This window comes from Dysgonomonas termitidis (assembly GCF_054657735.1).
In genome coordinates this window covers 699,694-714,606 of the sequence record NZ_BAAHYD010000003.1, presented here as the reverse complement: position 1 = coordinate 714,606, position 14,913 = coordinate 699,694, and the positions used below count along the sequence as shown (strand labels likewise).

The 14,913-nt window shown below is 41.8% G+C and carries 10 protein-coding genes; all 10 read left to right on the top strand.

Annotation, left to right across the window (positions count from 1 at the left end):
• The first annotated feature begins 204 nt into the window (after positions 1 to 204).
• The 10 genes from mgtA (at position 205) to ACYQ3L_RS24145 (ending at position 14,878) form a co-directional block, all read left to right on the top strand.
• Positions 205 to 2,859 carry a magnesium-translocating P-type ATPase gene (gene mgtA, locus ACYQ3L_RS24190; protein ID WP_379999494.1) on the top strand — a complete coding sequence of 885 codons (2,655 nt, stop codon included), beginning with the start codon at positions 205 to 207 and terminating at the stop codon, positions 2,857 to 2,859.
• A gap of 496 nt (positions 2,860 to 3,355) precedes the next feature.
• Positions 3,356 to 4,465, top strand: a complete 1,110-nt coding sequence (locus tag ACYQ3L_RS24185) for an efflux RND transporter periplasmic adaptor subunit (protein WP_379999497.1) — start codon at positions 3,356 to 3,358, stop codon at positions 4,463 to 4,465.
• A gap of 7 nt (positions 4,466 to 4,472) precedes the next feature.
• Positions 4,473 to 7,574: an efflux RND transporter permease subunit gene (locus ACYQ3L_RS24180; RefSeq protein ID WP_379999500.1), complete on the top strand. Its 3,102-nt coding sequence runs from the start codon at positions 4,473 to 4,475 to the stop codon at positions 7,572 to 7,574.
• A complete protein-coding gene (locus ACYQ3L_RS24175) occupies positions 7,564 to 8,814 on the top strand; it encodes a TolC family protein (protein ID WP_379999502.1) in 1,251 nt (416 codons plus the stop codon). Before ACYQ3L_RS24180 ends, ACYQ3L_RS24175 begins: the two co-directional genes overlap by 11 nt.
• 38 nt (positions 8,815 to 8,852) lie before the next feature.
• Positions 8,853 to 9,542 (top strand): response regulator transcription factor, encoded by a 690-nt coding sequence (locus ACYQ3L_RS24170; protein ID WP_379999504.1) that lies wholly within the window; start codon positions 8,853 to 8,855, stop codon positions 9,540 to 9,542.
• Positions 9,539 to 10,915 carry a HAMP domain-containing sensor histidine kinase gene (locus ACYQ3L_RS24165; RefSeq protein WP_379999506.1) on the top strand — a complete coding sequence of 459 codons (1,377 nt, stop codon included), beginning with the start codon at positions 9,539 to 9,541 and terminating at the stop codon, positions 10,913 to 10,915. The genes ACYQ3L_RS24170 and ACYQ3L_RS24165 overlap by 4 nt, the downstream gene beginning before the upstream one ends.
• A 110-nt stretch (positions 10,916 to 11,025) precedes the next feature.
• Positions 11,026 to 12,507, top strand: a complete 1,482-nt coding sequence (proS, locus tag ACYQ3L_RS24160; RefSeq protein ID WP_379999508.1) for a proline--tRNA ligase — start codon at positions 11,026 to 11,028, stop codon at positions 12,505 to 12,507.
• 247 nt (positions 12,508 to 12,754) lie between these two features.
• Positions 12,755 to 13,159 (top strand): DUF3836 domain-containing protein, encoded by a 405-nt coding sequence (locus ACYQ3L_RS24155; RefSeq protein WP_379999590.1) that lies wholly within the window; start codon positions 12,755 to 12,757, stop codon positions 13,157 to 13,159.
• A gap of 302 nt (positions 13,160 to 13,461) precedes the next feature.
• Complete coding sequence (locus tag ACYQ3L_RS24150) at positions 13,462 to 13,908, top strand: DUF3836 domain-containing protein (RefSeq protein WP_379999510.1); 447 nt, start codon at positions 13,462 to 13,464, stop codon at positions 13,906 to 13,908.
• Between the two features lie 127 nt (positions 13,909 to 14,035).
• Complete coding sequence (locus ACYQ3L_RS24145; RefSeq protein ID WP_379999512.1) at positions 14,036 to 14,878, top strand: patatin-like phospholipase family protein; 843 nt, start codon at positions 14,036 to 14,038, stop codon at positions 14,876 to 14,878.
• Positions 14,879 to 14,913 lie beyond the last annotated feature (35 nt).

Genomic DNA, 14,913 nt, shown 5'->3' with positions numbered 1-14,913 from the left:
CTCCTTTTTTATATCCCAGAAAAGTCAAAACAAAAAATTTCCGAACTTTGTTTGGCTTTAACACCTGTTCTACCAATTTTAACATAAGGAATAAATCTCTAATACATTTCTAATAATATTCTAATACATCTCTAACAGTCTTCCGGATATCATAACCCTACTTTTGTGGCAAAAAAAATAAGAACCATTAAAAGTTATGATATTATGAGGCTTTTCAAATGGAACAAAACGCAGAATACCCAGTATCAATTCAATAGCGAAAAACTATTCCAGGCAGCATCACACTCTAACAAGCACATTTACTCTTTGCTGGATTCGCGAAGAGAAGGGTTGTATGTTGCAGAAGCTGCGGAAAGACTGAGGATTTTCGGCAAAAATGAGATAATAACAGAGAGCAATAATAAGTGGTTTATCATACTCATAAAAGCTTTTATCAATCCATTTATCGGAATATTGATGTTTTTAGCGGTCATCTCCATTATACTCGATGTCATTCTGGCTGCACCCGACAAAAGGGAATGGATAACCGTGGTAATCATAACTTCCATGGTAACATTGAGTGGTCTGCTCCGTTTCTATCAGGAGTGGAAGTCTAACAAGGCCGGCGAAGCCCTCAAAAAGATGGTAAACAATAAAGTCTCCGTTTTCCGTAAAGGTTCGGAGGCATATACCGATATAAATATAGTCGATCTGGTTCCCGGAGATGTTATATTCCTTTCGGCTGGCGATATGGTCCCCGCAGATGTCCGGATTGTAGAAGCAAAAGATTTATTCGTTAGCCAGTCTTCTCTTACGGGAGAATCCGATGCAGTGGAAAAGACCCCTCACCTTATAGAGCATTCTCCGAAAACAGGAAGTGTTATAGAACTGAACAATATATGTTTCATGGGTTCGAATGTGGTTAGCGGCTCCGCTAAGGCAATCGTTATCAACACCGGCAGTAATTCTTATCTGGGAACTATTGCCCGGAATATTGTGGGAAAACGTTCCCAGACCAGTTTTGACAGGGGGATTAACAATATCAGCCTTCTCCTTATACGGTTCATGTTGTTGATGGTCCCTTTTGTATTCTTTATCAATGGATTTACAAAAGGGGACTGGTTCGAAGCTTTTCTTTTTGCTATATCGGTGGCTGTGGGATTTACTCCTGAGATGCTTCCGATGATAGTTACCTCCAATCTGGCTAAAGGGGCCGTCAAGATGGCCAGGCATAAAACGATTGTGAAGAATCTCAACTCTATCCAGAATTTCGGGGCTATGAATATTCTTTGCACAGATAAAACAGGCACTTTAACACAAGATAAGATCATACTTGAAAGATATCTCGATGTCGAAGGCAATGATAGTTTGAGAGTGCTCCGGCATGCCTATTTCAACAGCTTCTTCCAGACAGGGCTGAAGAATCTGATGGACAAAGCTATACTGGCCCATTGCGAAGAACTTCAGTTTCAGGATTTAGGCAAAGAATATAATAAGGTAGATGAAATACCTTTCGATTTTAACCGCCGCCGGATGTCTGTTATTGTTGAGGATAAACAAGGCAAACGGCAAATTATAACGAAAGGGGCTATCGAAGAGATTGTGTCTATCTGTAAATATGCTGAATTTGAGGGCAAGGCGGTTACGATAACAAAACAGATAAAGGACAATTTGCTTAATGTAGGGGCGCAACTCAACATGAAGGGAATGAGAGTGTTAGGTATCGCTCATAAAAGCTGGGTGCAGAAGGAGCATTCTTTCGCTGTAGAAGATGAATCCGAAATGGTACTTATAGGTTATCTCGCTTTTCTCGATCCTCCTAAAGCGTCAGCCTCTGAAGCTATCAAAGCTTTGTACGAACATGGTGTGGAAGTAAAAGTGCTTTCGGGAGACAATGCCTTGATAACTAAAAATGTCTGTATGCAGGTCGGTATTAATGCCGGGAATATTTTATTGGGGCCACAGATTGAAACGATGGACAATGATGAACTTGAAAAAAAAGTTGTCAAAACCAATATTTTCGCAAAGCTGACCCCTTTACAAAAGTCGAGGATAATAGAAATACTGCAAAGCCATAACAATACGGTAGGCTTCTTGGGAGACGGGATAAATGATGCTGCCGCATTGCGTCAGGCTGATATCGGTATTTCTGTGGACACGGCAGTGGATATTGCCAAGGAGTCGGCGGATATTATTCTGCTCGAGAAAGACCTGATGGTGCTGGAAAGGGGTGTTGTCGAAGGAAGAAAGATATTCGGGAATATCACGAAATATATCAAGATGACAGCCAGTTCCAACTTTGGGAATATGTTCAGCGTTCTTGCGGCAAGCGCATTTTTGCCCTTTCTGCCAATGTTGCCAATACATTTGCTCATTCAGAATCTGCTTTACGATATTTCTCAGATAACTATTCCCTTCGACAACGTGGACAAAGAGTATCTGCGGAAACCACGCAAATGGGATGCTTCGGATCTCAGGCGCTTTATGATACGGATAGGGCCGATAAGTTCTATATTCGATATTGCGACTTATCTGGTGATGTGGTATATATTCAAATGTACCACTCCCGATGATCAGTCGCTGTTTCAGTCGGGCTGGTTTATCGAAGGACTGCTTTCCCAGACGCTTATTGTACATATGATACGTACCCGGAAAATACCATTCATACAAAGCCGGGCTTCACTGCCTGTTATGATGACCACTTTTGCCGTAATGGCAGTAGGGATTGTCATTCCATTTACCGGCCTTGGTGCATCTATAGGTTTTGCTCCGCTGCCCTGGTCTTATTTTCCTTGGTTGATAGGCATCCTTTTGAGTTATTGCTTTTTGACTCAACTGATAAAGGGTTGGTATGTCCGCAAATTTTTGAGATGGCTGTAAAAATATAAATAACAATGATTTCATTTACAACAAATATAGGACTGGCTCTATTCCTGGGCATGTATAGGACTCGAATGCCAGTTGCGTCAACGTGTGGCAGGATTGCGTACTAATGCGTTCGTAGCTTTCGGGGCGGCCACATTATGGCGCACCGCAGCTATAGGTGCATTCTGCGGACTCGGTTATATCTATGAGCCATTGATTGGAACTGCATTTATTGTTGCAATACATATATCAGTTAACAGTAAACAGTTAGCAGTAAACAGAGAACTAACTTGTAACTCGTAACTGCCCTAGGGCGAAGTAACTCGTAACTGCTTTAATCAATACGTCAAAGATCTACCAGCTATCAGCTACCTATATAGATAAATTATTTTCCAAAAATCAAACATTCTCTTCTAATGGTTTTCTAATGATATCCTAATACTTCTCTAACATTCTGAGAAAACGTAATACCCTACTTTTGCAGCGAAATAATAATCCTAAAAAGATGAATATGAAGTATCAGGTACAATTGCAGGTTGTATTACTGTCATCGGTAATATGCTTTACTGCCTGTAAAAACAAAGATGTGGAAAATGAGGTGAAAGGCTATCACGTGAAAGGGGATACTGTTTATATAGGCAGTGATAATATCCTTACTTCAAAGATAAAATTATCGGATGTAGAGGTAGAGCCATATTCGAGAGAAGTGATAACGGCAGGAACAGTTCAGCCTATTCCTACGCAGTTTGCATACATAGCGCCGCCTTTTTCGGGACGGATTGTCAAATCGTATATTAAAATGGGGCAGCGTGTAAGTGCAAATACCCCTTTGTTCGAGATAAATTCCCCTGACTTTACATCGGCTCAGAAAGATTTCTATCAGGCGCATTCAGCGAAAGAACTGGTCCAAAAAGAATTGAAGCGCAAAGAGGATCTGATAGAGAACGGAGTCGGTTCACAAAAGGAGTTGGAAGAAGCATTAAGCGCTTTGCAGATAGCCGAAAAAGAGTACGAAAATGCACATGCCGCGCTTCTGGTCTTTCAGGTAACCCCTGAAAATATGGTGCTGGGGCAATCTTTGATCGTACGTTCCCCGATTTCGGGGAACGTTATCGGAAACAATATTGTGACGGGGCAATACATCAAAGATGATTCCGAACCCATAGTCACTATTGCCGATCTCTCACAGGTGTGGGTCACAGCTCAGGTAAAAGAAAAGGATATACGGTTTATCCACGAAGAAGATGATATTGAAATGCATATACAGGCATATCCCGGCAAAATTGTCAAAGGGAAAGTATTCCATATAGAAGAAGCTGTGGACGAAGCTACCCGTTCTATAAAAGTATTGTCTGTTTGCGATAATAAAGAAGAATTACTCAAAATAGGGATGTATACCACTGTACACTTCCTCGACAAATCGTCAGGCTTTGTCCATATACCTGAGACAGCCTTATTGCAGGGCGAGAAATACAGTTATGTATATGTACTATCAGCACCCGATACCTATGTGCGTACACCGGTGGAAGTAGAGGTTTCGAAAAACGGAAAAGCCGTGATCGCAGAAGGACTGGGATCTGGCAGTAAGATAATCAGTGAAGGTGGATATTATTTAAAATAAACGAGTTATGAAAAAAGATTTAATGTTGACAGTGATCCAAAAGCGCTGGGTTATACTCTGCCTTTTCATTATACTCTGTTTTTTCGGATATTATTCATGGAAGCAGTTATCCATCGAAGCCTATCCCGATATTGCCGATGTTACCTCTCAGGTAGTGACCCAGGTGCCGGGACTGGCAGCGGAAGAGGTAGAGCAACAGATAACAATACCTATCGAAAGGGCCTTGAACGGCTTGCCGGGTATGCATGTCATGCGAAGCAAGAGTACTTTTGGATTGTCGATGATAACTGTCGTGTTCGAAGACGGAACAGAGGATTACTGGAGCCGCCAACGGGTTCAGGAAAGGCTCGATGAAGTGGAGCTGCCATATGGCGCTGTGCCGGGACTGGACCCGCTGACGTCGCCGACAGGAGAAATTTATCGCTATATCATTGAAAGCGACAAACACTCTTTGAGAGAGATCACTGACCTGCAAAACTGGGTAATCATCCCACGGATAAAGCAGGTGCCGGGTGTGGCCGATGTAAGCAACTTCGGAGGGATAACCACCCAGTATCAGGTAGAGGTAGACCCTCAGAAACTGGAGCAGTATCACCTTTCTCTAAATCAGGTGATTGATGCTATAAAGAACAATAATTCCAATGTCGGCGGCAGCGTGCTGAACCGTGGCGACTTGGGCTATGTGGTACGTGGTATCGGCCTTATATCCGGTTTGGAGGATTTGGGTAAAATTGTCGTTAGCTCGGAAAACGGTGTTCCGGTCTTCTTGAATGACATAGGTAAGCTTAAGTATGGAAATCTTGAAAGAAAAGGTGTTTTCGGATACACCGACCGTAAACGTGAATATTCGGAAAGCATAGAAGGTATAGTCCTGCTACTGAAGCATGAAAATCCTTCCACTGTACTGGAAGGCATCAAAAATGCAGTAAACGAGCTGAATAATGAGATCCTGCCCGATGGGGTAAATATCCATACCTTTCTCGACCGTACCGAACTGGTGGATACAACCCTTCACACCGTATCACGGACCCTGCTCGAAGGAATGGTCTTGGTTACCGTTGTACTTATCGTCTTTCTGGGAAGCTGGCGCGGAGCTTTGCTGGTGGCCGTTACTATCCCTGTATCGTTGCTTATAGCCTTTATATTGATGCATTTGACCGATATTCCCGCTAACCTGCTGTCATTGGGCGCTATTGATTTCGGTATCATAGTTGACGGGGCTATTGTGATGCTGGAGACGATACTCAAAAAGCGGGAAGATCATCTACAGGAATATCTGGACGAAAAAAGCATATCGAAACGTGTTATAGAGGTTGCCAAGCCAATTGCTTTTGCCACTGTCATTATTATCACTGCATATCTGCCCCTTTTTGCTTTCGAGCGTGTCGAACGCAAGTTGTTTACACCTATGGCATTTACTGTGAGCTATGCCCTTTTTGGAGCCTTGTTGGTAGCTTTGTTCCTGATGCCGGGCATCGGATATGCTTTGTACTGTAAACCGAAGAAAGTATATCATAACAAATGGCTGGAAAAACTCACTTTGAAATATTCCGCTGCGATAAACAAGATATTGGAAAAACCCCGAAAAGTGATTGCATCCGTTGCGGTGATTTTCATTTGTGCCATTGGCCTGACTATGTTTGTCGGAAAGGATTTTCTTCCGGTACTCGACGAGGGTTCGATCTGGATGCAGGTAAACTTGCCACCGGGGATATCAGTGGAAAAATCGAGGGAGCTGTCCGATACGCTTCGTCAACGGACAATGAAATATGCCGAAGTTACATATATTGCCGTTCAGGCGGGACGGAACGATGATGGAACAGACCCTTTCACCCCATCGCATTACGAAGTGTCGGTAGGCATAAAGCCATATAATGAATGGCCCGGAGGGAAAACCAAGAACGACCTGATAGACGAATTGGCGAAAGAGTATGAATCGTTACCGGGTTTCCGTGTAGGTTTCAGTCAGCCTATGATCGACGGGGTAATGGATAAAATTGCAGGGGCTCACAGCGAACTGGTTGTCAAAGTGTATGGCGACGAATTTAAAGAGACACGGAGGATTGCCGAAGATATAATGAACACATTGAAAAGTGTGGAGGGCGCGGTAGATCTGGATATAGACCAGGAACCGCCTTTACCCCAGCTCCAGGTTTACATGAACCGGGATGCCATTGCACGCTATGGTTTGAATGTTTCGGATGTAAGCGACCTGATCGAAGTTGCCATCGGAGGGAAAGCTATATCGCAGGTTTACCAGAACGACAGGGTATATGATATTACCTGCAAGTATGAAGAAAATTCGCGCAATACGCCTGAAAAAATTGCAGGACTGATGCTTACATCGCCTGCCGGAGCAAAGATCCCCTTGTCGCAGGTCGCGGATATTAAAATGAGCACGGGAGAGAGTACCATTACACGCGAAATGAACAAACGTCATCTGACGGTGAAATTAAATCTTCGCGGGCGGGATCTGGCTTCATTTTTGGATGAGGCGCAACGCTCCATTGAAAAGAATGTAAAATATGACCACAATGATTATCATATCAAATGGGGAGGGCAGTTCGAAAATAAGAACAGGGCTTATTCCCGGTTGGCGGTTATCGTTCCGTTAGCATTGTCCATAATGTTTGTCCTTCTTTATACCGCATTCGGTAAGTTCCGGCAGGCAGGCCTTGTGCTTTCCATTGTTCCGCTTGCTCTGTTCGGGGGTATGCTGGCGCTGAATGTACGGGGCATGACCCTGAACGTATCTTCTGCCGTTGGCTTTATCGCCCTGTTCGGGGTAGCTATCCAGAACGGGGTGATCATGATCTCGCATATCAACGGTTTGCGCAAGAACGGTATGCCTCTCCTGAAAGCGGTATCCGATGGTTCCCGCCATCGTTTCCGCCCGGTGCTGATGACTGCTACGGTAGCCATATTGGGTTTGCTGCCTGCTTCCCTGGCAACAGGGATAGGTTCCGATGTGCAGCGTCCGCTGGCTACAGTTATCGTTTACGGGCTGATATTCTCTACCGTTATTACATTATTTGCCCTGCCTGCTTTCTATTATCTGATAGAGTCGAGAGTTGAAAAATCAAGAAAAGAACCTGAGTATGAAAATTAATAAATTGAAATCCATAATAATAATAAGTTTCATCTCTGTGAATTTTGTGACTGGTATCCGGTCGCAAAATTCTGTGGATGGGACGCAGCAAGCGATATCTTTCTCCGAATTTCTAAACCGGGTCGGCAGAAATAATCTCGGTTATTTAGCGGAAAAATATAATGTAAGTATAGCCGAAGTGGAAATAATTGCCCAAAAGGTATTGCCCGATCCCGATTTGGTGTTTGAAGCCGCCGATGAAACTTTCACTTTAGGTCTGGCCTATAACCTGGAGTTGGGGAATAAACGCGGTGCAAGGGTACGGCTTGCTAAAAGTAAGGCAGAACTGGAAAATCTGGCTTTGGAATATTATTATCAGGAATTGCGGGCTGAGGCAGCCAACTTGTTTCTGGATGCTATTCAGCAAAAAGAGCTTCTGTCCGTGAAAAAGAGTTCTTATGAATACATGCTCCAACTGAGCCGGTCGGATAGTGTCCGCTTTAAACTGGGGGAAATAACGGAAACAGATGCAAGACAATCGAAACTGGAAGCCGCAACTTTGCTCAACGATGTATTCGAACAGGAAGCAGTCTATAAATCCGCTTTGGTTGTTCTCAATCAGTTTATGGGAAGATCATCCGACACATTGAACATTCCATCGGGAAAGTGGGATCTTTTAAACAGGGATTATATGCTCCCGGAGCTTACTGCCACAGGGCTGTCCAATCGTATAGACCTTCTTGCCGCCCGCAAGAATGTTGAGGTCTCGGTCAATCAGCAAAAGTTGGTGAAGGCGGAACGGAAAACGGATCTGGGTTTGTCCCTCAACTACGAACGCGACTGGCATGGATTTATGCCACCTTCCCGTTCCTATACGGCTGGCATCTCTATTCCCCTGAAAATATCCAATCTTAACAAGGGGGCGGTAAAGGTTGCGCAACTGGGTATTGAACAATCGGAAGTGCAGAGGCAAAATACGGAATTGCGGCTTCATTCTGAGATTTCACAGGCTTTTTTTCACTTCGAGGCAGCAAAGAAAAAGGTAAGGCAGTATCAGACCGGCCTTCTGGAAGAATCGTATAAAATACTGGACGGGATGGTTTACAAGTACAAAAGAGGGGAAACCAGCATTATGGAGGTATTGATCGCTCAGCGGACATATAACGAGGTTCAGGAGCAATACCTTGAAACGATGAAAGGGTATGCTTCTTCACTGGTCGATTTGCAAAAAACATGTGGTATATGGGATATTGAGTTTTAAAAAAGCTATCTTTGCTTTATACCTTTTGCCCGTAAAGTATGAAAAAAATACTTGTTATAGAAGATGAGAAACGGATAGCCGAACTTCTGCAAAAAGGTTTAGCGGAATTTGGGTTTGAGGTTAACGTGGCTTTTGACGGAGATACCGGAAAACGGCTGATTAACTCAGATTCCTATGATCTGGTTATCACAGATATTATCCTGCCGCACTACAACGGATTCGAACTGACCCAGATAATTAAAAGTAAATATCCGGATACTCCTGTTATTATGCTTACGGCTCTGGGAGCGACAGATGATAAGCTGGATGGATTTGATGCCGGTGCGGATGACTATATGGTAAAGCCATTCGATTTACGGGAGTTGAACGCCCGGATAAATGTCTTGTTGAAAAGGCATACCGGCCAGACGGAAAAAATTGTAACCGCCGAATTAAGATATGATGATCTGGTCATGCAGCTGAACACCCGTAAGGTGTTCCGTATGGAAAAAGAAATAAAACTGACCCCGAAAGAGTTTAATCTCCTGAAATATCTGCTCGAAAATCCTGAAAGGGTATTGCCCCGTACCGAAATAGCCGAAAAGGTATGGGATACACACTTCGATACAGGTACTAATTTTATAGATGTATATATTAACTACCTGAGAGGCAAAATTGATAAAGGTTTTGATAAGAAGCTTATCCGTACAAGCCCGGGTGTCGGATTTATTCTGAAATCGGAAGAATGAAAATAAAGACTAAAATAGCGCTCAGGTATTCCATTGTCACAGCAGTACTGGTTACAGTTTTTGCGACCATAATCTATTTTGTTTCAGCTCACGACAGGAAAATTGAGTTTTATGACGATCTGTATAAGGAAGGTATCTCTAAGGCTAATTTGTTCTTTGAAGCTAAAGCCAGCCCCGAAACAATGCATTCCATCTATAAAAACAATATCGAGTATATTGATGAAGTGGAAGTCGCTATCTACGACACGCAGTTTGGCCTCCTGTATCACGACGCGAAAGATATAGATATTGTAAAGGAAACACCCGAGTTGATAAGAAATGTAATTAACAGTAAAAAGAACATTGATTTTTATGTGGGGAAATATCAGGCTGTAGGTTTTATTTTTCACTATAATGCTTCCCGATATGTAGTCACTGCAGCGGCATATGATGGGTACGGCTATAATAAGTTGCACAGGCTTGTCGTTAATCTGGCTGTATTGACTTTTGGGTGTATCATATTGTCTTTTTTACTAGGGTATTTCCTTGCCAGAAGGGCATTGAAACCTGTTTCCATGATGTCTGACAAAATGAAGGATATTACCGCAAAGAATTTACACCTGCGTTTGCTGAATTACAATCAGTACGATGAATTCGGAGAACTTGCCGCTTCTTTCAACAAGACACTCGACATTATCGAGTCTTCATTCGAATCGCAAAAGATGTTTGTCAGCAATGTATCCCACGAATTGCGGACTCCGCTTGCTACCTTGATCGGCGAGATAGATTATGCACTTTTGAAAGAGCGCACTGTCGGGGATTATATCAATACCTTACAAAACTCAAAATATGATGCTGCCCGGTTAATTAAGCTGGTCAACGGATTATTGGATCTTGCCAAAGCAAGCTACGAAGAAAGTAAGATATCCATGAGCGAAGTGCGTATCGATGAAATAGTGCTGGATGCCAGGGAAGATGTATTGAAATCCAATTCTTTGTATAAAGTTGAACTGCAGTTCTCCCATCCCACGGAGAGTGATGCGGAGCTAATCATTACAGGTAATGAATATTTACTCAAAACAGCCTTTGCCAATCTGATGGAAAACAACTGTAAGTTCTCGGATAATAAGAAATCTACCGTTAAAATATCTTCGGAAGAAAATGTTATTCATCTAAGTTTTACCGACACAGGTATCGGCATTCCCGCCGAAGACCTGGGTAATATTTTTAAGCCGTTTTACAGGGGTAAAAACAAGGAGTTCATTGATGGAAATGGGATAGGACTGGCCCTTGTTGACAAAGTTATCAGAATTCATAAAGGAAAGATCAGCATTGATTCGGTTACGGATATGGGGACTGTATTTAATATTGATATGCCTAATATCAGGCAGTAGTTTCTTACCTTCCAACGGGATCTTATTAGTTTGATAAATCTGTTTGTTACCTATAGTTTAATTAATGGCTTTTGTTAACTTTGTAGCGATTTTGAGAAATTCAACAAAATATGGCAAAAGAATTAAAAGAACTGACACCAAGAAGTAAGGATTACAGTCAGTGGTACCTCGATTTGGTATTGAAAGCGGATTTAGCGGAGAATTCCGCTGTGCGTGGTTGCATGGTGATCAAACCATATGGCTATGCAATATGGGAAAAAATGCAGCGTCAGTTGGACGATATGTTCAAAGAAACAGGGCATATGAATGCTTATTTCCCGCTTTTCATCCCCAAATCATTTTTAAGCAAGGAGGCCGACCATGTGGAAGGTTTCGCCAAAGAGTGTGCTGTAGTAACTCATTACCGCCTGAAGAACGATCCGGACGGGAAGGGTGTAATCGTAGACCCTGAAGCAAAACTGGAAGAGGAACTGATTGTACGTCCTACATCAGAGACTATTATATGGAATACTTATCGCAACTGGATACAGTCTTATCGTGATTTGCCTATTCTGGTAAACCAGTGGGCGAATGTTGTCCGTTGGGAAATGCGTACACGCCTGTTTCTTCGTACAGCCGAATTTTTGTGGCAGGAAGGGCATACCGCTCATGCAACAAGAGAAGAAGCTGAGGCGGAAACTGTACAGATGCTGAATGTGTATGCGCAATTTGCCGAAGAATATATGGCAATGCCTGTTATTAAGGGTGTAAAATCGGCTTCGGAACGTTTTGCAGGAGCTGTCGATACATATACTATTGAAGCTATGATGCAGGATGGTAAGGCTCTGCAATCGGGTACATCACACTTCTTAGGCCAGAATTTTGCCAAAGCATTTGATGTAAAATTTGCGGACAAGGAAGGTAAAATGGATTATGTATGGGCTACTTCATGGGGCGTTTCTACTCGTTTGATAGGCGCATTGATAATGGCACATTCAGATGATAATGGTCTGGTGCTTCCTCCAAAACTCGCTCCGTTTCAGGTTGTAATTGTTCCTATCTATAAAGGGGAAGAACAATTAGCCCTTATCAATGAAAAAGTGGATGGTCTTGTAAAATCGCTGAAAGCATTGGGCATCAGTGTTAAATATGATAATGCCGATAATAAGAAGCCGGGCTGGAAATTTTCGGAATACGAATTGAAGGGGGTGCCGGTACGTCTGGCAATGGGTGCGCGCGACATGGAAAACAATACCGTAGAAGTTGCCCGCCGTGATACACTGACAAAGGAGACTGTGTCGTGCGACGGACTTGATGTATATATCAAAAACCTGCTGGATGAAATTCAGGCGAATATATACAAGAAGGCTTTCGACCATAGAACTGCGCAGACCATCACTGTCGATTCTTATGACGAATTCAAGGAAAAAATAGAAGAAGGTGTCTTTATTCTTGCTCACTGGGATGGAACAGCCGAAACAGAAGAAAAGGTAAAAGCCGAAACCAAAGCTACTATCCGTTGTATTCCTCTCGAAGGAGGTAAAACACCGGGTAAGTGTATGGTGACAGGTAAGCCGTCGGCTCAGCGGGTGGTATTTGCACGCGCATATTAAAAATATAATATACTTACTTAAGCCTTTGAAATTCTGATTACAGAATTTCAAAGGCTTTTGTTTTATCTATTTTCATGAAATACGCAATCAAACATTAAGCAATGCGGATTGAATTACATGTTCTTTTTTAAGATCTCCTTATTTTTCCACAAGAATCTGTAACGTTTTATTTTTATATGCGTCATATATAATAGAAAGCGCTTCAATAAAATTCAGTAAAAGGAAATTTTAAACCAAAAAGAGTGTAATCATGAAAACGATATTTTTATCCATTATATTAGCTGTGTTGTTCTCTGTAACAAATCTATATGCAGGCGAGCCGGAACCTAAAATTTTTACCAATGTAGAACCTACCGGATGGGGTACATTGAAAGAATATACTTACTTTGATGACAGCGGTCTGAAAGCTGTTAAGAAGGAAGTTTGCAGTTATGATAAATCAGATAAGCTATTCAATAAGACAATTTATAAGTGGGATGGCGATTCCGGATGGACAAACTTTCAGCAATATACTTACGAATACAACGATAATGGGCTGGTGGCTAAAATAGTTCGTGCCGACTGGAATAAAAAATCAAAGAGCTGGTCAGCTAATGTCAAAGAATTTATTCATACCTATAACTCCGCAGGCGAATTAATTGCCATAAAATGATAATAAAGAGAAGTCAAAGCCTTTGGCAGTAATGGTAACACGCTGTTAAAGGTTTTGATTTTCCGGTGATTATCTGTTCAGAATATATTTTTTATTTTATGTAGTATGTATAACATAGTATTATTGTATATATTTTATTATGTATTGTGTATTACATCTGATTATTAGTGATTTAAATATTGTTAAATGAAATATTTTATTGAAATAATCTGTAACTATTATCATGCCGGTTGCGTCATATTAATAGAAAACGATTAAAAATCGAAAAGAAATAAATAACAATAACTATAAAAGATACAATCATGAAAACAATTATTTTAACTTCAGTCCTTACAGCTTTTTTATCAGTAACAAGTCTTTATGCAGGTGAACCTAAAACAAGAGTTTATAGCAATGAAGAAATCTCCGCGACAGGAGTAGTTAAAGAACTTATCTCTTACGATATGGAAATGGGCCGTCCGTTGGATAAAGTTGTATATTATTACAATGCAGACGGACTTATTCAGAAAAAAGTCTTATATAAATGGGATGGTAATGGCGGTTGGATCGGTAGTCAGAAATATGACTATGAATGTAATGGTGAGGGAAAGATTATAAATCTTATCTATACCGAATGGAGTGATAAGTTAAACACGTGGTCTTGCCGCTCGGAACAGCTGGTGCATATATATGACAGTGAAGGGGAGTTGCTTGCAACAAAGCAGATACACCTGAATAACGACGGCGATTATCTTATGTCCCAGAAATAAGAAGTATACACTCTTTCTCTATATATAAAAGCCCTGCTCCCCGGATGAATGACGGGGGCAGGGCTTTTCCCTTTTTTGTTGTCCGGAAAAATATGTAATTTTAGAAATTATATCAATGTTATAACTGATGACTGACACAACAAATGTAGGACTGGTATTGGAAGGCGGTGGTATGCGCGGGGTTTTTACATGTGGCATACTCGACTATTTTATGGATAATAATATTACGTTTCCATACGCAATCGGGGTATCTGCCGGTGCATGCAACGGGCTGTCTTATATCTCAAAACAGCGGGGCCGTGCCAAATACAGCAATATCGACTTGCTGGCTAAATATAAATATATAGGGTTCAAACATTATATTAAGAAACGCAATATCATGGATTTTGACTTATTATTCCATGAGTTCCCCGATAATATCATTCCCTACGATTATGAAGCCTATTTCTCTTCTCCCGCCCGTTTCGAAATGGTGACATCCAATTGCCTGACGGGAAAAGCGGAATATTACGAAGAGAAAAGCAATAAGGAACGTGTTATAGATATTGTTAAGGCTTCGAGCAGCCTGCCTCTGTTATGCCCCATCACATATGTGGATAATATCCCGATGCTCGATGGGGGTATCTGCGATTCTGTACCGGTTGTCCGGGCAATGGAACAGGGATACAGCAAAAACGTAGTGGTACTTACCCGCAACAAAGGCTACCGCAAGGAAGGCAAAGATATAAAAGTACCTTCTTTCATATATCGTAAATATCCGGCTATGCGTGAGGCATTAAGTAACCGGAATAGCTTGTATAACGCCCAGCTCGATTTAGTTGATAAACTGGAAGAAAAAGGGCAAATATTCGTCATCCGTCCGAAAGAACCCATATTGGTAGACCGCATAGAAAAAGATGTGGATAAACTGACCTCTTTATATGAACAGGGGTATGAATGCGGAAAAGATATTTATACAATGAATATTTAAATAAAAAATACACTCTGCCTTATTGTTTTTTTTAA

Coding starts and splice junctions, on each gene's coding strand:
- mgtA (WP_379999494.1), top strand. CDS start 205: ATGAGGCTTTTCAAATGGAACAAAACGCAGAATACCCAGTATCAATTC.
- ACYQ3L_RS24185 (WP_379999497.1), top strand. CDS start 3,356: ATGAAGTATCAGGTACAATTGCAGGTTGTATTACTGTCATCGGTAATA.
- ACYQ3L_RS24180 (WP_379999500.1), top strand. CDS start 4,473: ATGAAAAAAGATTTAATGTTGACAGTGATCCAAAAGCGCTGGGTTATA.
- ACYQ3L_RS24175 (WP_379999502.1), top strand. CDS start 7,564: ATGAAAATTAATAAATTGAAATCCATAATAATAATAAGTTTCATCTCT.
- ACYQ3L_RS24170 (WP_379999504.1), top strand. CDS start 8,853: ATGAAAAAAATACTTGTTATAGAAGATGAGAAACGGATAGCCGAACTT.
- ACYQ3L_RS24165 (WP_379999506.1), top strand. CDS start 9,539: ATGAAAATAAAGACTAAAATAGCGCTCAGGTATTCCATTGTCACAGCA.
- proS (WP_379999508.1), top strand. CDS start 11,026: ATGGCAAAAGAATTAAAAGAACTGACACCAAGAAGTAAGGATTACAGT.
- ACYQ3L_RS24150 (WP_379999510.1), top strand. CDS start 13,462: ATGAAAACAATTATTTTAACTTCAGTCCTTACAGCTTTTTTATCAGTA.
- ACYQ3L_RS24145 (WP_379999512.1), top strand. CDS start 14,036: ATGACTGACACAACAAATGTAGGACTGGTATTGGAAGGCGGTGGTATG.